Here is a 21,727-nt window from a genome sequence, read left to right as displayed (position 1 = left end):
TCAACGAGGTTCGGGTCCCGTAAACCGTTCCCCGTTCAGTACGGCCGGGCGGCCTGCCGGTGGGCCGGGGCGAGGCGGGCCTCCTCGGACTTGGGGAAGCTGATCTTCTTCGGGTCGCCGTCCGAGGTGTAACGCTTGACCGTCCCGTCGCGGAGTTTGTCCAGCCAGGCCGTCGAGGTGAACTGGGCCTCGGGGCCGGTCGCCGCCTGGGAGCGGATCCTCGGGATGGCACCCGGGTCGAAGGTGGTCGAGAAGGGGGAAGGGGCGGGGTCGGCTCCCACCAGGTAGACGCCCTCGTGCTGGTAGCTGACGCCGTCGGCGGCTCCCTTCAGCGCCAGTTGCCGGGAGTGGGCCATCGAACCGTTGGGAAGTGCCAGCGATACCACCGACAAGCCGGGCACGGCCTGGGTGATCGCCTTTTGGTTGTCGGCGATGGCCTTCTGGGCGGTGTCGTCGTCCACCGTCCCCAGCGCGGTGTGCCGCAGGGTGTGGTTGCCGACCTCGAATTCGTGTTTGGCGAGCCAGTCCAACGACTTTCGGCCGCCCGGCTCGCTGAACGGGTCGGCGTTGACGAAGAACGTGGCCACGGGGCGGAATCCGGGGTGCTTCCCGGCGGTGTCCAGCAGGATGCCCACCGCGGTGTCGGGCGCGGGCCGGCCATCCGTGCCAAGACGGAATTGGGAGACGGTCGAGTCGTCAAAGGTCAGCACCACAGGGTGAGTACCGGCGGGAATGTCCATCTTCCCGCTGCTGAATTCCCGCGCGGTGACCGGTACGTACCTCTCCCCTGCCAGCCGTTCCAGCTCGGCGCGGAAGTCCTGCGGCGTGCGGTCGTACACACTCTTGGGCTCGGCCACCAGTTGGTGGTACATCAGCACCGGGACCGCCCCGAGCTCATTGGCCTGCACTGTCGCCGGGTCGGCAACCGCTGCCTGCCCGGCGGCCTTGCGCGCCGGTCCCGACGGCCCTTCCTGGCGCCCTTCCGGTGGGGATTGGGCTGCCGAGCAGGCGGTGAGCAGCAGGACGGCCGATGCGACGACGACCGCGCCGCCGCTTCGGTGGGATTGACGCATGATGCCTCCGGAGGTGAACGAGACGCTTCCCGTCGCCTCCAGCCTCAGGCAACAACGCGACCCACACCCCGGCTTGATGGGCCGAATGCATGATTACCCGCTCGAAACCTCTTGGGCGGACGGCGCGGCGGCTATGTCATATCGCAAGGAACCCTCTTTCGAGAACGGCAGAGTGAACATGCGCGGAAAACGACCCCGAACGCGATACGCCGTCATAGCCATATCCCTGCTGGTGCCGGTCTGCGCGGCGCTCGGGGCCTTCGCGATACAATCCTCCTCCCGCCAGCTTCAGGTCGAAGGACTCAGCAGCAAGGACACGTTGGGCCGAGCCGACGTCAGCAACCTGCGCCTCGCAATCACAGCCAAGGACGGAGCCGACCTGGCCGAGCTGGAGGTGCTGCTCGACGGGAAACCGGTGCGCACCCACCGGGCCGACGACCGCCTCACACTCGACACCCCCTCACTCGCCGAGGGCAAGCACGAACTGACGGCCACGTCCCACAGTGGCCTGTCCTTCCTGCACGACATATCCCGGACGTTCACCGTGGACACCACCGCCCCGAAACTGCGGCTGTCCCCCGCCCAAACCACCAAGCCCGGCGCACCGATGACGGTAGGCGGCCGGGTCGAGGACGCCGGGCCGGTGAAGGTCTCCATAGCCGGCACGCCCGTGCCCGTCGGCAACGACGGCACCTTCTCCCGCCGGTTCGAGAAGCCCCCCGCCCGTATCGAGGTGACGGCCACGGACCAGGCCGGCAACGTCACCCGCGAGCACGTGAACGCGGTCGCGCCCTACCCCCTCACCCGGGCCGCGCACCTGACCGCCATCGGCTGGTCCTCGTCCGAGGTCCGCGACCCGGTTCTCCAGCTCGTCAAAGACAAGAAGCTCAACGCCGTCGAGCTCGACATCAAGGACGAGAACGGCGAGGTCGGCTACGACTCCTCCGTGCCGCTGGCCCGCGAGATCGGCGCCGTGAAGAACCGCTACGACGCACGCAAGGTGATCGACACCCTGCACGGCATGGGAGCCCGCGTCATCGGCCGCATCGTCGCCTTCCGCGACCCCATCCTGGCCCAGGCATCCCACCACCAGGGCAAGGACAACCGCCTGGTCCTGGCGCCTGACGGCAGCCCGTACGACGGTGGCCACTACGGCACGCTCTCGTTCACCAACTTCGCCGATCCCGAGGTCCGCCAGTACAACATCGCCCTGGCCACCGAAGCGGCCAAGCTGGGCTTCGACGACATCCTGTACGACTACGTGCGACGCCCCGACGGAAAGCTCTCCACACTGCGCTTTCCCGGCCTGGGCGACAAGACCCCCGAAAAGTCCATCGCCGACTTCGTCGCCGAAACCCAGCTCCGCGTCCAGCCCGAAGGCAAATACCTCGGGGTCTCGGTCTTCGGCATCGCCGCCACCCGGCCCACCGAAATCGCCCAGGACATCCCCGCCATTGCCCAACACGCCGACTACATCGCTCCCATGGTCTACCCCTCGCACTGGGCCGTCGGTGAGTACGGGGTCGCCAGTCCGAACGCCAGCCCGTACGAGATCGTCAACCGGTCGCTGGCCGATTTCACCAAGCAGGTCAAGGGCACCCGAGCTGCGGTCGTCCCCTGGCTCCAGGACTTCTCCCTGGGCGTCCACTACGGCCCCACCGAAGTCGCCGACCAGATCAGAGCGGCGGCCAAGGACGGCATGAACTCCTTCCTGCTCTGGAACGCCGGAGCCTCGTATCAAGGGGCGGCGCTGACCACCCTGCAATGACAAGACCTGGATCCCCGGCAGGAGGACAAGGACTGTGAAGAGAACGGCCCTGTCTCACATTCGGGATGCTGTTGGCGATCTTCGCGAGCCAACTGCCCGTCTGAGGGCTGGTGTTCCGGCACAGTTACTGGAACGGGGTGAGCAGCCGTGATGTGTGTGAGGGCATGGTGCCGGGTGGGAAGCATTCCCTGAGACGGACGATGTTGGCGCCGGCGGCGGTGTACTGAACGTGCACCGTCGCCGGCCCTCGATAGCGGCAGTGGCGCGGGCCATAGCATGGACGGTCTCGGAGACGATGGCCTGGCACCCCACGCGCAACAGCTCGCGGGCCTGCCAGTCGGGGATTTCCTGTTTCCGTGCGGGTTCGGTTCTGGATCGCCTGCAGGGGACGGGGCATCAGCCGTCGGTGCTGGTGGTGCAGGCGAGCCGGTCCTCGCAGGCTCGGCAGATGGTGAAGCCTGGACGGTGGCGCGAGGGGGTGATCGGCCTCATGGGTCCCAGAAGAGTGACACCGTAGCCGGACCGCGCGCAGAACGGAGGTCGCGGAGATGGGAAGGCCCCCGTGCCAGCCGCCGTCGGCCACATCGTCGTAGAAACCCCGCACGGAAGGCTCGGACATGCATCCCACCGTAGTGCTGGGGCCGTTTCCGAGAAGCGAGCACGACCGGCATACCGCTCGACCAGCATCGCGCGGATGGTCGAGGAAGGGATCGGATCGGCCTCGAAGGCTACGACCACGAGGGCGGCCAGCTCGTCCGGACCGGCGACAGCGCTGTGGCGGGAGCCAGGCTCGGCGGCATTGCCGCTTGCCGCAGGAGAACCTCACCTGACCGGCGAGCGGGTCAGCGGCCAGGTCCCTCCCCCTGTATGGCCGGCGGTCCAGGGGTGCCGCCCCCGCGTCATCTGCGCACGATGACGTTTGTCATGCGGAGTCGATGCCCGCGGACACTGATGGCACGTCAGGCCGCAGCCGTAATTTTGGGGACATGGAGATCACGAAGAACACCGCGTCCCCGGCCCGCCGCACCGAGTGGAGCCTGTCCCTCCTCGGCGGACTCAAGCACCGCGACGCTTTCGAGGCAGGCGAGCGCACCGTGCATGTCGCCGCCGTCGGCGGGGCCAAGCTCGACCACACCAACGCGGCGCTCCCGGCCGGTCCGACCCGCCTCATCAAGGCGGCCTTGGTCGGCGGCGCGGAGCTGACCTACCCCGAGGGCGCCTGTGCCGAGGTCGACGCCTTCTCGGTCTTCGGCGGGGTCGACCTGACGGTTCCGGCCGGCACCACGGTCGAGGTCAGCGGGTTCTCCCTGGTCGGCGGGCGCAGCCGTAGCCTGGCAGGCAAGCCCGGCGGCGCGGTGGTCAAGGTGCGCGCGTACTCGCTGGTCGGCGGCGTCAAGGTGCGCCAGGGCCAGTAGCCGCCAACGTGGCTGGCCGCCGCTCGGGGGCCGCCCGATAAAGACCTTCTCCGAGCTTCGCGCGCGGTCAAACGGAGGGAGGGTCAGCCGCTGTTGCGGAGCGCGTCGAGGACACAGGGCCAGGCAGCAGTCTCCAAAAGCGCGTCAGCTTCGGGCGTGCCTCCGTGCTGGAAGCGCGGGGATGCCGACCCTGGGCTCTCGCCAGAAAAACATGGGCGGTGGCCGACATCGTGGCGAGTGATCAGACCTACCGAGGTCGCGGCCGAGCGCCAGCGTTGTGCCAGTTGTTCCGCGAAGGGAACAGACGGCCACATCGGATCGTCGCCGCCTGCGACCAGCGGCAGATCGGCCCGCGCCTTGTCCACGGGGATCTCCGCCGCATCTCCGCCGGACAATGCAGATCAGCAAACGTCCGCTCGCTCAGTTCGTACCACCTGCGGATGGCGACCAGCTCATCGTCCGCCTCTGCGGGAGTCCCGGAATCATCCATCAGGGCAAAGGCACCCCCTGCTCTCGCCATGTCCAAGACGATCGACAAGGACGGTGGGCTCCGTCGCGCCCTGGTCCGATGTTGCACCCGTGTGGAGCCCGTGGTCCCCGATGAACTCGCCCTCCTGAGCAGCTTCACATCGCCCGGTCTTCACCAACCATCCGCTGAATGATGCCAGTTGGAGTCGCCAGAGCCCGCAGGATGCCGCCCTAGTTAGTGGTGCTTCTGGGAAGACACATGCGTTCCTGATCGTTGAACGCGATGTCACGGGGTCGCGGCGTCGTCGTCCGGCACGTGGCCGCCCAAGGTTTTATCCGAACGACGAAGTGCGGTGATCACGCGATGAAGGCTGTGCGGTTCCACGAGTACGGCGGGCTCGATGTGCTACGGGTGGAGGAGGTGGAGCGGCCGGTGCCCGGCCCGGACCAGGTGCTGGTCGAGGTCCGGGCGGCCGGAATCCAGCCCGGCGAGGTGAATATCCGCACGGGCGCGCTGCACGAACGCTGGCCGGCGACGTTCCCCTCCGGGCAGGGCAGCGATCTGGCCGGCGTCGTGGTGGAGGTCGGTTCGCAGGTGCGCGGCTTCGCGGTGGGCGATGAGGTATTGGGCTTCACCCATAACAGGGCGAGCCACGCGGAGTTCGTCGTGGTCAACGACGTGAATCTGGTGTCCCGCCCAGCGGGGCTGTCCTGGGACGTGGCCGGGTCGCTGTACGTGGCGGGCACGACTGCGTACGCCACCGTGTTCGCGGTGGACCCCCAACCAGCCGACACGGTGGTCGTGTCCGGTGCGGCGGGAGGCGTCGGGTCTCTTGCCGTGCAGCTCGCGCGGCGGCATGGCGCCACGGTGATCGGGCTGGCGAGCGAGCCGAACCACGCCTGGCTGAAAGATCGCGGTGTCGTCCCGGTCGCGTACGGGGACGGCGTGGCCGATCGGATCCGGCAGGCTTCCGGCGGGAACGTCGACGCGTTCATCGACACGTTCGGTGACGGCTACGTGGATCTCGCCGTGGAGCTGGGGGTGCGGCCCGAGCGGGTTAACACGATCCGCGATTGGCAGGCCGCGGCCAGAGTGGGTGCACGCACCTACGGCGAAGGCTCGGCAGCGTGCGCGGTCGTGCTCGGCGAACTCGCCCGGCTCGCCGCACGCGGGGAACTGGAGGTGCCGATCGCCCACACCTACCCCCTGGAACGGGTACGAGACGCGTTCCACGAGCTGGAACAGCGGCATACCCACGGCAAGATCGTGCTGCTGCCGTAGCCCCGGCTGTCCTGGGTAACCAGCGAACAGCCACCCTGGAACCCAACGCAGTGTGTGCATCGGCCGCCCTCACCAGTCCGCTGTCGTCGACCGTGTCCTGTGCCTGGCCTCGGCAGGCGCGGTGGACGGCATCATCACGCTGCTGGCCCGATGGCGCACACCGCGACCGCCGGCGCACGCCAGCGCACGTTCTCAATCACGCTGCCCGTGGGGAAGCCGCGTGGTCCAGGGGCACTGCTCCATGATCTCCTCGGCGGTCAACGGGAACTGAGCCGCTGGCGCGGTGAGTCATACGGGCGTGTCCCAGGCGGCTTCCCCACAAAATGCGCAGCGTCGGGGAGGGCGCGTGCAGGGCGTCGAGGACACGTCCGACGACGGGCGAGCCGTGGCGTCCCGATCGGGCGACGGCGGGATGCCGTGCCGCTTGAGGATCTCCCACAGGGCGGAGGGCGCGACTGTGATCCCGACACCGGCGAGTCACCGTGAATGCGGCGGTACCTCCAGCCGGGATCCTCCCGGGCCAGGCGCAGCACCAGCGACTGGATGGACCGGCGAGTCGGCGGACGGCCCGTTCGCCCGACCCGGCAGCGTGCCGCCCAGCGGCGGCGCAGCAGAGCGCGGTGCGGCGCAGCACCGTGTCAGGAGAGACGATCAGGTGCAGCCGACGCAGACGGGCTCGGGGTACATGCCGCAGCAGCGCCGCCAGCAGGATCCGGTCGGTGCGGCTGGGACGAGGGTGAGCCACCTGCCGCTGCAGCACCGCGAGTTGGTGGCGCAGCACCAGGATCTCCGTATCCCTGTCGTCCGCATCCCGGCCAAGCGGACGCATCGCGGCGAACAGGTGGCCGATGTTGAGGTAGACCAGACGCATCAGGTCACACCCCGGATGAACTTATCGGCACGCACAGTACCGGGAGGCGTCGAAGTCTGAGCCGAACGACCCTGCACTCACAAAGGCTTGGGGGATCCTCGACCGACTGAACATCAACCGGGCCCGCGGTTCAGAACTACCGGACGCCATGAAAGCCGGGAAGCATGAGCACAGTGTCACCGCCGTCACCGAAGGGCCCGTCGGAAGGGGCAGCCATTGCGGCGGTGATTGTGATCCCAAAGATGCAGGCAGTTCCGAGGATAAGTGCGGCGATACGGCGCATGAGGTTCCCTTACTGTCCATCAGTGGGGCTTGGCCCAGTGGATTGTTCGAGTTACCGCATGGTTGCCCGACTCGACGGGTAGACATGCACCCGCCACCCGAACGGGTGAGCAGAAACGCCCTGCTGTGCGCCCCCTCATATTTCACCGTCTGGCCTGCACCGCCCGAATTACTCCCAAGGCCTTAATCCCGCCCGATGAGTAGTTGAATGGGCAACCTGACTAGGATCTAAGGTTCCGATTGCACAGTGGATTGTCGGAATCATCGGCTTGGCCACCTCTGTCGGACTCGTCATGACGATACTCATGGAGGGCTCCGCCGAGTCGATCGTGCCGACGGACGTCGAAGCGGGTGATCCGGTCCGGATCATTGACCGGCGCGGGCAGCGCGCACAGTGTGCAGCCGCAGCTCGTCATCCAGGCGGCTGCCGTCCCGCACATACGCCTCCCGCAGCTCCGTCGCCCCGTCGACAGGCAGGCCGTCTTCGCTGTTTCGGCACTCCCGGTCGCGGCTGAGCAGCATGCTCGAACACCCGGCGCAGGAGTCGAGGAGCCGCCAGGCGTGGCGCCAGGGTTCTGCGCGAAGTGTTCGTTCTCCCGGTACTCGCCGATCGCCCCTGCCACAAGACCGCTCATCAGTCCCCGGACGGTTTTGCGGGCAGTCCGGGAAAGCAGTTCACGATGAGCGCTGGCCATATGGGCAGATTACGGGACGGGTGTACGGGACACCCCAGAATTTTCACCCTTCACCGGTGCCAGCGCCGACCCCAGCCCGTAGCCCGCACGCCTCGGGCTGGAGTTGTCGTCCGTCGCGTAATTAAGTGACCTTCCATATGAACAGCTCGGTGGCGGCGGGCTCACGGCCAGACAATTATCTGGCCCCTTCAACGGCGGACCGGCCACGAGCAGGTCGGCTGTGCCCGATCCCACCAACGACCAGCAGAAAACTCACTGTTGACAGAGCCCGCCCCTTCAGGAATGACAATTCCTCCGCCTCAGCTGCGGTCCCCTGCTCGTTGGTCAGGTTGCCTGGTCGCAGTAGTCGACGAAGGCGCGAATCCTGGTCGCGAATCGCCTGGGATCGACGAGGTGGACGAAGTGCCCATCGCCCACCCACTCCTCGATCTCTGCGTCCGGCATGTCTTCGAGCCGCTCGCGCTCCCCGTAGGTGGCAAGCCGGCCGAACACCGCGAGGCAGGGGACCTGGATCCCGGCCGTCTTCGCGTCGATCCGGGCCTGCAGCTCGGCCGGGTCCGTGGTCAGGACTTCATCCCAGTATCCGAGCACGACATCCTGCTCGACCTTGTGCGTGCCGAGGACGAGCGCGCGGGCCGGTTCGGGGATGCGGTCGAGCCCGAAGCTGTTCTCGATGTTCATCCAGACCTGGTCGAAGGCAGGTCCGCGCAGCATCGGTGCGATCTGATGGACCATCCGGGCGAAAGGGAGCACCTCCATCGCCTGGTCCACCAGGACGATGCCGCGCGCCGGGTACGTGGACGCGTAGAGCGCGGCCACCGCGGCGGCCATCGAGTGCCCGACGACAACCGGGCGTTCGATGGCCAGTGACTCCAGCAGTCGGTGGATCTGCTCGGCGACGCCCTCCAGCCGTGTCGGTTCGCCACTGCTGCCGCCGTGTCCCGGCAGGTCGATGGTGATGGTCGTGACGGCGCCGTCCAGCTCGTCGATGATCGGCTGCCATGTACGTCGGTCGAAGGTCATCCCGTGCAGGAGGACGACGGGCGTGCCCGTTCCCTCGATGTCGTAGGCCAGGCCGGTCTTCAGATCGGTCGCGGTTGCCATGACGCACCTCCGCGGAGATGTCTCACCGCGATGAGGCCCGGTCGCCTCCATTTCGCGACGATGTTTCGTTTCTTTGTAACGTAACGCTGTTCCGATATACTGTCAACGTGGGACGCAAGCGTGTGCACAACGCGGAGACAGCCGAGGCGCTGCTGGACGCGGCGGAGCAGATCCTGCAGGCCCAGGGCCTGGAGGCGCTGACCGTGCGCCGGGTCGCCGACGAGGTGGGGACCACGACGCGGGCCGTCTACGCCAGCCTGGGTTCCAAAGACGCCCTGATTGCCGGTTTGGGCGTGCGGGGGTTCGCGCTGCTCGCGGCGAAAATCGCGGCGCTGCCCACCACGGACGATCCCGCCGGGGACCTGATTGTGGCCGCAGTGTCGGGATTCCGGGCATGGGCCCTGGTCCATCCCGCACTGTTCCAGGTCGCCTTCCAGCAGCGGGCCACAGCGTCTCCAGAGGTCCGCAAGCGCTTCGAACCGGCCAGGAGGGAAGCCTTGGAGACTCTTCTCAAGCGGATCCGCCGGCTTCAGGACTCCGGGGGCACCGGCGGGCGAACAGTCCAGGAGGCCGCCTGGCAGTTCAGCAGCCTGTGTGAGGGACTCGCCGCGCTGGACGTCCGACGGGCGACCTCGGAGGCGTCCTCGGACCAGCAGCCGGACAGCACGCCGATCTGGACTGACGCGCTGGGCGCCCTGATCGCGGGATGGCAAACAACGCGCAGAACCTGACCGCGACGAACCTGACCGCAGCGATTCCGGCCGGCCGCCACTGACCCAACCGATCCACAGCTCTTGACACTTGCTCCGATCATGGGTGGATGACTGCCTTCTACCATGTGTGCTTCGTGGTCCCGGACATCGAGCAGGCCATGCAGGACTTCCAGCGTGCGGCCGGGGTCGAGTGGAGTGATCCCGTGTCCGACCGGCTCGGTGAGTGGGACTACCGCATCGTCTTCACCGCAGGCGGGCCGCCCTTCATCGAGCTCATTGAAGGGCCGTCAGGCAGCCTCTGGGACGCGTCCAGGGGAGCCAGATTCGATCACATCGGCTTCTGGACCAGCGATGTGCGGCACGGTTCCCAGCGTTTGGAGAAAGAGGGCATGCCCGTGGACTTCTCCGGCTGTCCCTATGGCCGGCCGTTCGCCTATCACCAGATGGACAGCATCGGTGCCCGGATCGAACTCGTTGACGTCGCCAGGCAGGCCAGCTTCCTCAACGGGTGGCATCCGGGCGGGAATCCGATGCCCGCCATCGACGAAACGTCCAGAAGCTGAGCGCTCGTCACACGATGCAGCCTCGAACGGTGTCGGCAGGCCCCCGGCACCTCATGTCGCGGTCTCCCCCAGGTGGCGTGTGGTTTCGCTGGGCTGGGCTGTGGCCGACGGAGTGGCTGCGCCTTGCCGCTGGGGACACTCCTACACATCCATACCGGCATACCTGGCATACCGGTGGCGCCGACGGTCACGACGTCCGCGTTGAGGTGTGGCTCCTGTCGGGTGACCGGGATCGGGCTGCGTAACCACGGTCACTCAAGTAGGGCCGCGGCTCACGCTTTTGCGGCTGCGCCGACGGCCCCGGGAGGCCGCCGACGGACAGCAGGCGCACCAGTCCCCGCCCCCGGCTATGTCTCTTTTAGACTAAATGGGCGCAGTTTGTGACCTGTTGTGCACGCTGCTCGTTCCTGGAGTGTCTGGTGGATCACGGTCGGACAGGTCGCAGCCTCTGGTGCGGTGCATCGCAAGGCGCTGGAGCGTCTTCATGGGGTCCCCTCTGGCCTTTGAGGGCTTGAGGGAGGAGCTGTGGGGATTGCTCAGCAACGCGGCGAGGTGCCGTGTCGGAGGCCGCGACCTGTCCGTGATCCACAGGACACTGCCCAGGGGCGGCAGGCTGCCCGCCGGGCGGGCCTGTCACTCCTCGCCGATCCACCGAATGGGAGCATGATCGTGATCAAGCAGGTTCTCGCCGGAGCGGTTTTCGCCGCCGCCGCAATGATGGCCGTCGCCGCACCCGCCTCGGCGCAGGGTGCCTCCGACTTCGGCACCCGCAACGGCAACACCGTCATCGCCGGTGAGTCAGGCGGCATCCTCAACACCTACGGCGCCCCGCTCGTCAACGTCGACGGACGCTGCCTGGTGCCGCTGCCGGAGGGCGAGGGCATCGGCGGACACGGCCTCGGCGGCCCCAAGGCCGCGTGCAACATCGCACCCGTCAACCAGTACCAGGCCCCCCAGAAGCTCCTCTGACGGCAGTCGACCACCGCGCCTGACCCACAGCCCCCTGCCACGCAGGGGGCTGTCCGCACACCCGGGGCCGGTGGACAGGCCACCGCCGCTGCGCAGCGCACACCGAACAGACCGTCATGGATGGCCAGGACCACGGCGCAAGGCCGCAAGGGGCTGGGCAGGGATGCGGGATGACCGGGGCCGCACAGAGTCGTTGAACGGGCGCAGGATCACGTCAGAGAGTGCCCCAAGGGCCCCCGAGTCCAACCAGTCGCCCGGGAACCCGGCACACTCACCACCCCACCGGCCGGACCCGGACACCGTCTCCGCCTGGTCCTCAGCTGAGCGGCGTATCGCGACACGAAAGTCCGCGTCCTGCCATAGTCCGGCGAGTTCCACCCAGGCCTCGACATGTTCGGGCGTGGGATCGTCGGGGCGCTTGGGCATAGCCGAGCACATCAGGGTCGTACAGGGCCAGGCGGATCACCACCGCACTCCGCGCGGGCGGCCTGGCGGTGAACCACAATCGCATCTAACGACTCATGCACCAACACGCCATCCGGAGGCGGAAGTTGATGCGTCGGCACGGCACCACCCTTCCCGACTTCGCCGCCCAGGCAGTACTCGATCTGCTCCGGCGGAACTTCTCCGCGTCCGCCCCGACCGCGCCTGGATCGGGGACATCACCTACCTGCCCCTTGTCGGTGGGATGCGCCTTTATCTGTCCACGGTCATCGACGTGTACTCCCGTCGCCTGCTGGGCTGGTCGATGGCCGGTCACATGCGCACCGAGCTCGTCACCAACGCCCTCGACATGACCGTCCGCGTCCGCGGCGGCCTGGTGGACGGCGTGATTTTCCGCGGCGATCACGGAGCCCCGTACGGGGCGAAGGCGTTCGCCGACACCAGCCGAAGGGCCGGGATCCGCCGGTCCATGGGCGCGGTCGACACCTCTGCAGACAACGCCGCCGCGGAGTCGTTCATCGCCTCGCCGAAGCGGAGATCCTGCCCGGCCGACGGGGCCGACCGACCGAACGAACCGGCCAGCTCGCGGTCTCCCGCTGGCTCGGCTTCTACAACCACCAGCGCGGGCACTCCACGATCGGCTGCCTCGCCCCGATCACCTTCGAAGAAAGATCAACTACGCTGGCCGGCGCTGCATGACAACCGGTGTCCACGATCATGGTGGCAGCCCCGTCTCCCGCGTGATCTCCAACCGCGCCAGATCCTCCCGTGCCCTCTCCAACCGGAGAGCCAAATCCGCAGCCTCAGACTGAGCCTCAGACTGGAGGTCCTGCACGTGCTGGCGAGCCGCGGCCTCCCGTGCCTGAGGCTCATCGGGATAGAGCCACCATGGCGCCCCACCTCCACCTCACCACCGTAGGAGCACGCGAGCGCCCAGGGCCTGTGCCGAGCCGTGATCAATGCTCCGGTGGAACGTCCGTGTGGCTGGACGTGAACTGCGCGGTGATGACTGGGCGTTGATGGAGCCGTTGCCGCCGATGGGCGGGTACGGGCCGTATCCGCACCGGCTGCGGGGCCAGTTCTAGTCCTGACGAAACCTCAAAACGGCCCCACGAGCCCATCGTCGGCGTGGGTCACGACTCCGGGGTGGGCGGCGGCGCCAGGTTGGTGACGTCCAGGGCCGGACGCAGGCCCCTCGCCAGCTCGACGCCGTCCCCGACTTTCCAGTAGTGCACGTAGAACAGCCGGGGCTGGTCGTCCAGCATGTGGTTGTGCAGCTCGACGATTTCGAAGTCGCCCCTGCGCAGGATCCGGAGGACGTTCTGCACTTCATGTGCAGTCATCACGATGTCGCCGGTGACCGCGGCCCGCTTCTTCCCCAGGGCCTGAAACTTGATCACCGTGTCGACACCGATGGGCGCGGGCAGCACATGGCCGTGTGAGGTGACGGTCTCCGCGCGGCCGATGAAGAACTTGTAAGTCCGGCCTTCGGCGATGCCCTTGCGGCCCAGCGTCTCGTCGATCTCGGCGGTGTCCAGGTCGATGGGCTTGGTGACCGCCGGCGCCGGCACCGCGATGGGGTCGCCGCTGACTTTCAGAACTGCCTTGAGTTTGCGGGCGAGGGTGACCGCGTCGCCCATGGCGTGAAAGTGCGTCCACCAGATGGGGGGCTTCTGGTCGGGCAGGTGCTTGTGGAGGGCGGTCTGTTCGATGCCCGCCTCCTGAAGGGCTTCGGTGGCCTTGGGGAGTTCGGCCTCAGTGAGCACCAGATCGCCCATGAGCATGGTGCCGTCGCAGTACCGGGCGAAGTCCGCGCTGCCGTTGAGCGCGAGCGACGCCCCGATCTTCACTCCCCGGCTGGTGACCTTCAGATCCCTGCGGGGCAGCGAGATCCCGTAGACCACGTTCTCCCGCAACGCGCCGGTGCGGCCCAACGCCTCGGCGACGGGTTGCCAGTCAGCCTCCGTCGTAGCGATCGGGCGCTGCAGCCGGGGGCAGTGCAGGTGGCCCGGGGCTCCCGCATGGCTGTTGGCGGTGTGCCCGACGGCGGCACCGCCACTGGCCAGGGCGAGGGCGGATGTGGTGAGCGCGGCCAGGACTGACAGCGTGCCAGTGCGCCCGCGTGGGGTGGCAGACATGGGAACCTTCTTCGTCCAGGTAAGCGTCCCCGCCTACGCCTACGTGACTCGATGACTGCGTCACTGCGTGACTGCGTGAATGTTGTCCCGGTTTGGGGATCAGATGTGTGCGCCCGCGCCCGCGTTCGCCCACCTGGCCGACAAAAGTTGCCTCTCCCTACTTCCTGTGCCTGTCCCACTCGCGTCCGGACAACCGGATGTTCGCGTTGTATTGACTCCCGACGCCGTCGCTCACGCTGTGACCGGAAACGATGAACGGGGTGGGTGATCAGTGGGGCGGGGGCGATGATGCGGGGATGACCGCCACTTCACGCGCCCTTTCGTTCAACGCGGCTGCTGACCAGTACGCGGCCAGCCGCCCTTCGTATCCGCCCGCGCTCTTCGATTTCATCGAACAGGTCACGAGCCGTCCCCTGATGGGTGCCCGCGTCGCCGATGTCGGCGCGGGCACCGGAATCGCCACCGCTCTGCTGCGTGAGCGCGGGGCTGATGTGATCGGCGTCGAGCCGGGCGACGCCATGGCCGCCCAGTTCCGCACCGTGCTCCCGGATGTGCCGATCGTCAGAGGCGACGGCAACGCCCTCCCCCTCGCGGACGCCTCCCACGACTTCATCACGTACGCGCAATCCTGGCAGTGGACCGACACCGCCCGCTCGGTCCCGGAGGCGTTGCGCGTCCTGCTTCCGGGCGGTGCGCTCGCGATCTGGTGGAACACCACCGCCTTCGACGTGCCCTGGATCAGCGAGCAGCACCAGCGGATCGCGCACCACTGCGGAGTGAAGCCGACGTCTCGGGTACGTCCCGACGACAGCGACGCCATCCGCCTCGCGGGCCTCTCCGGGCTCCGGGTCGCCCGCCGCCAGGTGCGTTGGAGTCGCACGATCCCCCTCGATACGCACCTTGCCAACACCAGCAGTCGCTCAGCGTTCCTTGTCCTTGCCGAGGACGACAGGCGTGCCTTTCTCTCCGAAGAGCGCGGCCGACTGCGTGAGCTCTTCCCCGACGAGGTGGTGGAAGAGACCTACGTGGTGGATCTTCTGGTGGCCACTCGTCCGTGACTTGCCCCCCAATGGCCTGGAATTCGGAAGGACGGTCAGACCGGTCCGGCGATGGGGCGAGCCGCCGAGCCGTATGCCTTTCTCGCTGCGTACGCGGGCGCGTTCACGTCGTCGGGCGGCCAAGGCGTCGGGATGCCGGGCGTTCTGGTTGCGCCAGCGCAGACAGACACAGACAGCCGTGCAACTCGCTGCCTGGACGGCTTGGTTGGGATAGTAGGAGCTGGCGAGGGTGAACTGTCGCAGCGGCCCCAGGTACGCCGGAGGTCGGGGCACCGTCCCGGGCGATCCGCACGGATCGACTTCAGCGCGGCCCAGGCCGCCTATGCGTAATGCATCTGTTTTCGTCTGTCCCGGAATCCCCTGCCTGGTTAGTCCCCCACTTCGAGCACCGCCTGGCCGCGGGAGACCCCCGCCTCGACGGCGCGATGGGCATCACTCACGGATTCCCACGGCCTGGGATCCACAAATGCCTCCGGGATACGGAAGCCGTTCGCCACATCCCGCCACAAGGCGGTGATCTCCGTGCGGTTGCCGGTGCGGACCCCGATGAGCGATTGGCTGTGGAGGTAGAACGGCAGCAGCGACATGGGCAGCGGCTCGTGCGAAATCGCTCCGGACACGATGATCCGGCCCATGTCAGCCAGTGTTTCGCGGTACTTGTGCCAGACCGCCGGGATGCCGAGGTTGTCTATGACGCAGTCGACACCCCAGTCGCCGGTCACCAGGCGGATGGCGCCGGCGAGGTCCTCCGCGTCACCGTCGAGGGCCGCCCGCAGTGGCAGGCCGTCCATGCAACCCGGTTTGACGGCCAGCCGGTCGACGCCGATGACATGGGCCCCGCGAAAGCCGGCGAGCGATGCGGCGGTCGCGCCGAGCGACCCCGCCGCACCGATCACCAGCACGTTGCTGCCCGGGCCGACATGACCAGCTTCGAGTTGTGCTCTGGCCACGGGCCCGTTGCCCGCCAGGGCCGCCGCCTGGGCGAAGGGGACGTCATCCGGCAGCAGCGAGATGTTGGACTGCGGCGCCACGCACGAGTGCGCGTAGCTGCCCTGCCGGTGTATTCCGATCAGGCCGAACGACGAGCACGCCTCCTCACGGCGGGCCTGGCAAGCGCGGCATTTTCCGCAGGAAAGTACCGCGGAGACGGCTACTCGTCTCCCGATCAGCGCCGGGTCCGCGCCGGGACCGACGGCGTCGACCACGCCGGCGTGCTCACTGCCGAGTACGTGGGGGAATCCCGGCACCTGTCCCGCGAAAGGAGGACGTCCGGCCCGGGTCGCGATGTCCTTCGTGCGGCCGACAACGACCGTCGACACCCGGACCCGGACCTCGCCGGGCCCAGGTTCGAGATCGGCCAGTTCCGCGAGGTGGATCACCTCCGGGCCGCCGAACTCCTCTATGACGAGTGCTTTCACCGGTCCATACCTCCCGTCGGATGGGCGGCGCCGACGGTTTGCCGTCGGCGGGATGGTGTCGCCGGATGGTGCGGCGCCAGAGGTGCCGGTATGACCATTTGCACTCTCTGAACTGCGCCAGCATGCGCCATCGGTGAGGGCGGGCGTATGAATCACCGCACCCGGCGGAACCGCTGTGATCTCCTACTGGTGCGTTCACGATTCGTGCTTCCTCCTACCCCTGCCGTATACGCCCGCACTACTTGCGCGGGCGGACCGGCCGAGGTCAGAAGACGGACGTCAAACTCACCAGCTTCAACACCTGGGACCACGTCATCGGAGAGCGGGACCGGATCACGACGGCCCGCTGAGCCGAGTGCGCAACGGGGTCAGTTGATGGATGTCGTAGCGCTTGCGCAGGGCGGATACGGCTGCCTCGTCCGGGGGGCCGTCGGCGTTCAGGATCTCCAGCAGCTCCTCGAAGTAGCGTTCGTGGTTCGGGGGCGGAGCCGCCTGCACGAGCATCCTGGCGTTCTGGTCCGTCCGGTTGGCGAAGGCGTGCGGACAGCCGGGCGGCACATGCACCACCGAGCCCCGGGTGGCCCGCACCGGCCCCTCGCCGGAACGGGACTCCCACAGCTGCCAGTTGTCCGGCGTGCGTTCCCGCGGCTCGAAGGCGAGCACCTCCAGCTCACCTTCGAGGAGGTAGAACACCTCCTCGCTGTTGGCATGGGCGTGTGCGCCCACGTCGAATCCGGGGGGCACCACCACCTCGAAGAGGGAACCCACCTGGGTGCGCGCGCCCGTTACCTTCATCGTCACCTCCTGGGCGCTGGTCACCAGGGTCCGTCCCCCGCCCGGCGGGAGCACCAGGCCGTCCATCGTGGACATCGTCAGATCGGTCATCGGGAAGTCCTCCGTTTCTCGTCACCAGGTCACCGGAATCGCTACCGGACCCCGGATCAGCTCGCCTTGCCGCCAGCGGATGTCACTCGGCGGAACGGCGAGACGCAGGTCGGGGAAGCGGTCGAGCAGTCCGCGGAGCATCACCTGCATCTCCATCCGGGCCAGCCAGGGGCCGGCGCAGTAGTGCGGTCCGTTGCCGAAGGCCAGGTGTGGATTGAAGGCGCGGTCGAAGTCGAGGCTGTGCGGGTTGTCGAACTTCTCCGGGTCGCGGTTGGCCGCCACGTACGAGGCGTAGACGGGCTCGCCGCGGCAGACGGTCACCTCGCCGACTTGCACGTCCTCGGTGGCGATGCGGCCCATGCCCACCGCGTTGCGGTGGGGGATGAAGCGCAGCAACTCCTCCACCGCCTGCGGCAGCAAGTCCGGCTCGGCCAGCAGCCTGGCATGGTGCTCCGGGTGTGTGAGCAGCAGGTAGACCATGTTGGCGCTGTTGAACCGCACCGAGTTGATGCCACTGACCTCCATCAGCACAGCGAAGGCCACCAGCTCCTTTCGGGAGAGCTGGCCGTCTCGCTCAGCGGCGGCCATATCACTGAGTACGTCGTCGCGGGGCTCCGCCATCCGCTGGGTGGCCAGCGCGTCGAAGTAGGCGCCGATCTCCTCCTTGGCCTGCTCGCTGCGCCGGCGGCCCTGCGCCGACGAGATGACCAGCAGGGTCCAGTCGAGGATCCGGGACCAGTCCTCCTGCGGCACACCCATCAGCTCGCTGATCCCGGCCACCGACAGGGGCGTGTTGAGGTGCTCCATCACATTGGCCGGTGCTCCGGCCTGTTCCATCGCGTCCAGAAGGTCCTCGGCGATCTTCTCTACGCGCGGGCGCAGTTGCTCCACGCGCCGGCGGGTGAACATCTTCGCTACGGTCTTGCGCAGCCCCGTGTGGTACGGAGGGTCGGTGAACCCCACCGCGTCGTCGAGCGGGATGAAGTGCGGGGCAAGCCGGGTGATATCACGACCGGGCAGTTCCGCCCTGCTGAACCGCGGGTCGGTGGTGACCAGTCTGACGTCCTCGTACTTCGTCGCCACCCACGCATCGCCCTCCCCGTATGGCATCCGGATGCGGGCGAGTCCGCCGTCGTCCAGCATCTCCTGCATCGCCGGGTCGAAGTCGAGGGCTTCGATGTCGTCAACGCTCCAGAAGCGGACCGGTGGCCGATCCGTTTGACTGCTCATGATGCATACCTCCTGCTCGGTGCGGACGCGGACTCAAGCTGCCTGGTCCAAGGGCCAAGTGCCGAGGCAGATCTCAGCGGTGACGCCGGGACCGAAGCTGGCCGGCAACTCCTCGTGGGAGTCGAGGGCCGACGCCTCGTCAAACAAGCCGTGCCAGTGCGTCGAGCACCACGGCACCGGCGCTGTTGCCGTACTCAGTGATCGTGGCGCGGCTGAGCCGGAAGGCTTCGGGCGGACGCCCAGAAAGCGGCTCAGATCGGCGAGGATGCGTGGCCCGCCCGCAGCAGCGCTCCGGGGCAGTGGCGGCACGCCCGCATGGAAAATGCAGAAGTCCAGCTTGCGGACGTGACCCGCACGAGCCTTGGATTCCGCTTGGTGGACGGCACTGCGGGCGTCCACTCCGGGATGGTGCAACACCTCTCGCGAGAGGCTGGACGGCGTGCCGTTGGAGAACTCCGGTATTTTCGATCAGCCGGAGTGCGAGATCACGTCGCAAACTTGGTCATGGTGCATCCTCCGCGCCAGGTTCGAGGGTTTCCTCAAGGGGAGCGATGTGATCAGGGGCCGCGATTTCCTGCTTGCACAGAACGGCCCTGGATCTGCTCCTCAAGGACGGTGTCCTGTTGGGCGCCGCGTTCCACGCTAGGACAGCCTGTCGAAACCCGCACTCCGAAGCCCGCATACCCCTCCACCAGCGCGTTGGGGGGGCGGCCCGGGCTGGTGGACACCGGGGCTGTAAGGAAATGACTTGCGGGTTCTGCCTCTTGGCATCGCAGGTGTGAACACACCGCACAACCCGCACTCCCAGACGCCTATTCAGTCACAGTCGAGTGAGTGAGCGGTGTTTCCCTGAAGTGAGAAATCACGGGTGCTGGAGGAATCACGGGTGACGACTGATATATCCGCCATTCGGGGGACAGCTGCGAGACAGTGCTGATTCTGTCGGTAAGTGACTCTAGCGTAGGAACATGTCTGCCCCCGAGTCCCGGTCTCCGGCCGTACAGATTCCCCAGGCGGTACATTCCCGCCGCTGGGTGATCCTGGCCGTGCTGCTTTTCAGTCTGATCGTTGTCGTGCTCGACACTTCGATCCTCTATGTCGCGATGAAGACCATCGCCCAGCCACCCCCTACTGGACTCGGCGCCACTCAGAGCCAGCTGCAGTGGGCGATCAACTCCTACACGCTGGTCTTCGCCGGGCTGCTGTTCACCTCCGGGCTTGTCGGCGACCGGCTGGGACGCAAGAAGACCCTGATCTTCGGCATGCTGACCTTCGGCATCGGCTCCCTGCTCTCCGCGATCTCCGGCTCCTCCGGTGAACTGATCGCGTTCCGCGCCCTGATGGGCTTCGGTGCCGCGTTCGTCATGCCCAGCACCCTGGCCATCATCGCGAACGTCTTCGACCGCGACGAGCGGCCCAAGGCCATCGGCATCTGGACCGGAACAGTCGGCTTCGCCATCGCGCTCGGCCCCATCGTCGGCGGGGTGCTGCTCCAGCACTTCTGGTGGGGATCGGTGTTCCTGATCAACGTGCCCATCGTGGTGATCGGCGTGGTCGCGATGGCCGCGCTCGTCCCGGACTCCAAGGACCCCCTCCCCGGCCGGCTCGACCCGGTCGGGGTGCTGCTGTCCGTCATCGGTCTGGTCCTGCTGGCGTACGGCATCATCAAGGGCGGCCAGCTCGCCGACTTCACCGCGCCCGTGTCGTGGGTGACGATCGTCACCGGTGTCGCCGTACTGGGCGGCTGGGTGCTCCACGAGCACCGAAGCGACCACCCGGCATTCAACATCGCGTACTTCCGCGACCGGCGCTTCTCCGCCTCCGTGGTCGCCATCGGCTTTGTCTTCTTCGGGCTGGTGGGCGTGACCTTCTTCAGTGTCTTCTACATCCAGAGCGTGCGCGGCTACACCCCCCTGCAGACCGGCCTGCTGATGCTCCCGCTCGCCGCCGCCCAAATGTTCTTCGCGCCGCGGGCCCGCCTGGTCGTCGCCCGGTTCGGCCCACGTGCCGTGTGCGCCACCGGGCTGGCCCTGGACGCGATCGCGTTCCTCGGCTTCCTGCTACTCGGTACTACCACGCCGATCTGGGTACTGGAGGTGGTGTTCTTCCTGATGGGCACGGCGACGGCGCATGTGATGCCACCCGCCACCGTCATGATCATGTCATCGCTGCCACGCGAGAAGGCCGGTTCCGCCTCCGCGGTCAACAACACCTTCCGGCAGGTCGGCGGTGCGCTGGGGGTCGCTGTACTGGGCTCGCTGCTGTCCACCATCTACCACAGCCGCATCGACAGCCATCTCGCGGCGGTCCCCGACCTGTCCGAGAACCTGCGGCGCACAGCGGGCGAGTCGGTGGAGACCACCCTGGCGGTCGCGCAGGAGCTGGGGTCGGCGGGCAGGGCGCTGGTCCAGCCCGCCCACGACGCGTTCGTCCATGCCATGCACGTCACCGCCACCGTATCGGCCGGGGTCGCCGCTCTCGGTGCGGTTGTGACGCTGGTCTTCCTGCCGCGCCACACCCCTGAGGAGCCGCCCGCCCGCGAACAGGAAAAGGTGAGCGCGAGGAGCGAAGGGTGAGCGCGGGACTCGCAGCCGGCACGGGGGTTCGCACCCCGAGACCTGCGGTCCCCCGTCGCTGATCGCCGCAGTCCGCGGCCGTAATACATGCCCTCGCACTGATGGTCCGTGACCTCGGCGCGGACAAGCTCCGGGGGCCCGGTGGTGGCGGCGGTGACCGTCACCTCTTGATTGCCGTCGCTGGGCCGCGCACCTTGCGGGGCAGTGTCCGCGTACACGTGAACTGGGAAGAACCTTCCCGACGGGTGCCTCAGCAGGCCTGGTCACGTAGCCCTCTCGTTCCCAGCTGCACGAAGACGGATCCTGGACGCCGTCCTGGCCGACCTCGGCTTCATCGCCGAGCCGATGCTGGCGGGATTCCTGGCGGAGCTGGTGGCGCCCTGGGCAGGGCTGGTTGCCGCCGCCTTCCTCACCACCAGCACGACGGTCCTGCTGCTGTTCCGCCGACTGCCCCAGGTCGACTGCCCCAGTCACGTGCGGCAGGAGAAGCCCGACGCACGTGACTGGATGGGACCGCTGAGGCACACGCTGACCGTGGCTGTGCTGTTCTTCCTCGCGGTGCGGTCGATCGAACTAGCCTTCCCCGCCTGGGCCCAGCAGCACGATGCCCCGCTGATGAGCGGGGTCCTGCTGAGCGCCATGGCGATCGGGAGCGTCATCGGCGGAGTGGTCCTGGGCACGCTGCCACCCCGCTGAGGCGGGATGGCGAGCCTTTCGGTGACACTGACCGTCCTCGCTCTCGGAGCCGCCCTGGTCGCAGTGGCCAGTCAGATCT

19 protein-coding genes and 2 pseudogenes are annotated in these 21,727 nt (G+C 67.6%); 11 read left to right on the top strand and 10 right to left on the bottom strand.

Annotated elements, in window-relative coordinates:
* Positions 1–35 precede the first annotated feature (35 nt).
* A complete protein-coding gene (locus OHA17_RS38550) occupies positions 36–1,073 on the bottom strand; it encodes a polysaccharide deacetylase family protein (RefSeq protein WP_406510413.1) in 1,038 nt (345 codons plus the stop codon).
* A 178-nt stretch (positions 1,074–1,251) separates the two neighbouring features.
* On the opposite strand from OHA17_RS38550, the gene OHA17_RS38545 reads away from it, so the two are divergent.
* On the top strand, positions 1,252–2,841 hold the full coding sequence (locus OHA17_RS38545) for a putative glycoside hydrolase (protein WP_406510412.1): 1,590 nt from the start codon (positions 1,252–1,254) through the stop codon (positions 2,839–2,841).
* Positions 2,842–3,827: 986 nt separating this feature from the next.
* Positions 3,828–4,256 carry a hypothetical protein gene (locus OHA17_RS38540; RefSeq protein ID WP_406510411.1) on the top strand — a complete coding sequence of 143 codons (429 nt, stop codon included), beginning with the start codon at positions 3,828–3,830 and terminating at the stop codon, positions 4,254–4,256.
* An 83-nt stretch (positions 4,257–4,339) separates the two neighbouring features.
* Here OHA17_RS38540 and OHA17_RS38535 read toward each other — a convergent pair whose 3' ends face one another.
* A complete protein-coding gene (locus OHA17_RS38535) occupies positions 4,340–4,621 on the bottom strand; it encodes a hypothetical protein (RefSeq protein ID WP_406510410.1) in 282 nt (93 codons plus the stop codon).
* A 467-nt stretch (positions 4,622–5,088) separates the two neighbouring features.
* Here OHA17_RS38535 and OHA17_RS38530 point away from each other — a divergent pair, with 467 nt between their 5' ends.
* A complete protein-coding gene (locus tag OHA17_RS38530) occupies positions 5,089–6,006 on the top strand; it encodes an NADP-dependent oxidoreductase (protein WP_406510928.1) in 918 nt (305 codons plus the stop codon).
* A 655-nt stretch (positions 6,007–6,661) separates the two neighbouring features.
* Positions 6,662–6,937 (top strand): hypothetical protein, encoded by a 276-nt coding sequence (locus tag OHA17_RS38525; RefSeq protein WP_406510409.1) that lies wholly within the window; start codon positions 6,662–6,664, stop codon positions 6,935–6,937.
* A 588-nt stretch (positions 6,938–7,525) separates the two neighbouring features.
* On the opposite strand, the gene OHA17_RS38520 is transcribed toward OHA17_RS38525, so the two are convergent.
* On the bottom strand, positions 7,526–7,681 hold the full coding sequence (locus tag OHA17_RS38520; RefSeq protein ID WP_406510408.1) for a hypothetical protein: 156 nt from the start codon (positions 7,679–7,681) through the stop codon (positions 7,526–7,528).
* Between the two features lie 497 nt (positions 7,682–8,178).
* The gene (locus OHA17_RS38515; RefSeq protein ID WP_406510407.1) at positions 8,179–8,958 is read right to left on the bottom strand and encodes an alpha/beta fold hydrolase; all 780 of its coding nucleotides are present in this window, start codon (positions 8,956–8,958) and stop codon (positions 8,179–8,181) included.
* Between the two features lie 107 nt (positions 8,959–9,065).
* Between OHA17_RS38515 and OHA17_RS38510 the strand changes: the two genes are divergently transcribed.
* From OHA17_RS38510 to OHA17_RS38495, 4 genes are all read left to right on the top strand, one after another.
* The gene (locus OHA17_RS38510) at positions 9,066–9,689 is read left to right on the top strand and encodes a TetR/AcrR family transcriptional regulator (RefSeq protein WP_406510406.1); all 624 of its coding nucleotides are present in this window, start codon (positions 9,066–9,068) and stop codon (positions 9,687–9,689) included.
* Between the two features lie 89 nt (positions 9,690–9,778).
* Positions 9,779–10,234 (top strand): VOC family protein, encoded by a 456-nt coding sequence (locus OHA17_RS38505; RefSeq protein WP_406510405.1) that lies wholly within the window; start codon positions 9,779–9,781, stop codon positions 10,232–10,234.
* Between the two features lie 669 nt (positions 10,235–10,903).
* Entirely contained in the window at positions 10,904–11,203 is a 300-nt protein-coding gene (locus tag OHA17_RS38500) for a hypothetical protein (RefSeq protein WP_406510404.1), read from the top strand.
* A gap of 163 nt (positions 11,204–11,366) precedes the next feature.
* Positions 11,367–12,566, top strand: a complete 1,200-nt coding sequence (locus OHA17_RS38495; RefSeq protein WP_406510403.1) for a transposase — start codon at positions 11,367–11,369, stop codon at positions 12,564–12,566.
* Between the two features lie 214 nt (positions 12,567–12,780).
* Here the strand turns inward: OHA17_RS38495 and OHA17_RS38490 are convergent, their stop codons facing one another.
* A complete protein-coding gene (locus OHA17_RS38490) occupies positions 12,781–13,785 on the bottom strand; it encodes a DUF1259 domain-containing protein (RefSeq protein ID WP_406510402.1) in 1,005 nt (334 codons plus the stop codon).
* Positions 13,786–14,081: 296 nt separating this feature from the next.
* On the opposite strand from OHA17_RS38490, the gene OHA17_RS38485 reads away from it, so the two are divergent.
* Positions 14,082–14,843, top strand: coding sequence for a class I SAM-dependent methyltransferase (locus OHA17_RS38485; protein ID WP_406510401.1), 762 nt, complete (start codon positions 14,082–14,084; stop codon positions 14,841–14,843).
* Between the two features lie 54 nt (positions 14,844–14,897).
* Here the strand turns inward: OHA17_RS38485 and OHA17_RS38480 are convergent.
* The 5 genes and pseudogenes from OHA17_RS38480 to OHA17_RS38460 form a co-directional block, all read right to left on the bottom strand.
* Positions 14,898–15,101: pseudogene (locus OHA17_RS38480) on the bottom strand (IS630 family transposase); the annotation flags it as partial.
* Positions 15,102–15,211: 110 nt separating this feature from the next.
* Complete coding sequence (locus OHA17_RS38475) at positions 15,212–16,261, bottom strand: zinc-binding alcohol dehydrogenase family protein (RefSeq protein WP_406510400.1); 1,050 nt, start codon at positions 16,259–16,261, stop codon at positions 15,212–15,214.
* Positions 16,262–16,594: 333 nt separating this feature from the next.
* Positions 16,595–17,131, bottom strand: a complete 537-nt coding sequence (locus OHA17_RS38470; protein WP_406510927.1) for a cupin domain-containing protein — start codon at positions 17,129–17,131, stop codon at positions 16,595–16,597.
* Between the two features lie 36 nt (positions 17,132–17,167).
* Positions 17,168–18,376, bottom strand: a complete 1,209-nt coding sequence (locus OHA17_RS38465) for a cytochrome P450 (RefSeq protein WP_406510399.1) — start codon at positions 18,374–18,376, stop codon at positions 17,168–17,170.
* A gap of 33 nt (positions 18,377–18,409) precedes the next feature.
* Positions 18,410–18,712, bottom strand: a pseudogene (locus OHA17_RS38460) (hypothetical protein); the annotation flags it as partial.
* Positions 18,713–19,344: 632 nt separating this feature from the next.
* On the opposite strand from OHA17_RS38460, the gene OHA17_RS38455 reads away from it, so the two are divergent.
* The gene (locus tag OHA17_RS38455; protein ID WP_406510398.1) at positions 19,345–20,952 is read left to right on the top strand and encodes an MFS transporter; all 1,608 of its coding nucleotides are present in this window, start codon (positions 19,345–19,347) and stop codon (positions 20,950–20,952) included.
* 345 nt (positions 20,953–21,297) lie between these two features.
* Entirely contained in the window at positions 21,298–21,648 is a 351-nt protein-coding gene (locus OHA17_RS38450; RefSeq protein ID WP_406510397.1) for a hypothetical protein, read from the top strand.
* Positions 21,649–21,727: the final 79 nt, after the last annotated feature.

The organism is Streptomyces sp. NBC_00212 (genome assembly GCF_045206365.1).
GTDB lineage: Bacteria > Actinomycetota > Actinomycetes > Streptomycetales > Streptomycetaceae > Streptomyces.
The sequence above is the reverse complement of the archived record's forward strand: the minus strand, read 5'-3'. Positions and strand labels throughout refer to the sequence as shown.

Coding starts and splice junctions, on each gene's coding strand:
- OHA17_RS38550 (WP_406510413.1), bottom strand. CDS start 1,073: ATGCGTCAATCCCACCGAAGCGGCGGCGCGGTCGTCGTCGCATCGGCC.
- OHA17_RS38530 (WP_406510928.1), top strand. CDS start 5,089: ATGAAGGCTGTGCGGTTCCACGAGTACGGCGGGCTCGATGTGCTACGG.
- OHA17_RS38515 (WP_406510407.1), bottom strand. CDS start 8,958: ATGGCAACCGCGACCGATCTGAAGACCGGCCTGGCCTACGACATCGAG.
- OHA17_RS38520 (WP_406510408.1), bottom strand. CDS start 7,681: ATGCTGCTCAGCCGCGACCGGGAGTGCCGAAACAGCGAAGACGGCCTG.
- OHA17_RS38485 (WP_406510401.1), top strand. CDS start 14,082: ATGACCGCCACTTCACGCGCCCTTTCGTTCAACGCGGCTGCTGACCAG.
- OHA17_RS38455 (WP_406510398.1), top strand. CDS start 19,345: ATGTCTGCCCCCGAGTCCCGGTCTCCGGCCGTACAGATTCCCCAGGCG.
- OHA17_RS38540 (WP_406510411.1), top strand. CDS start 3,828: ATGGAGATCACGAAGAACACCGCGTCCCCGGCCCGCCGCACCGAGTGG.
- OHA17_RS38545 (WP_406510412.1), top strand. CDS start 1,252: ATGCGCGGAAAACGACCCCGAACGCGATACGCCGTCATAGCCATATCC.
- OHA17_RS38495 (WP_406510403.1), top strand. CDS start 11,367: ATGCGGGATGACCGGGGCCGCACAGAGTCGTTGAACGGGCGCAGGATC.
- OHA17_RS38450 (WP_406510397.1), top strand. CDS start 21,298: ATGCTGGCGGGATTCCTGGCGGAGCTGGTGGCGCCCTGGGCAGGGCTG.
- OHA17_RS38505 (WP_406510405.1), top strand. CDS start 9,779: ATGACTGCCTTCTACCATGTGTGCTTCGTGGTCCCGGACATCGAGCAG.
- OHA17_RS38470 (WP_406510927.1), bottom strand. CDS start 17,131: ATGTCCACGATGGACGGCCTGGTGCTCCCGCCGGGCGGGGGACGGACC.
- OHA17_RS38465 (WP_406510399.1), bottom strand. CDS start 18,376: ATGAGCAGTCAAACGGATCGGCCACCGGTCCGCTTCTGGAGCGTTGAC.
- OHA17_RS38490 (WP_406510402.1), bottom strand. CDS start 13,785: ATGTCTGCCACCCCACGCGGGCGCACTGGCACGCTGTCAGTCCTGGCC.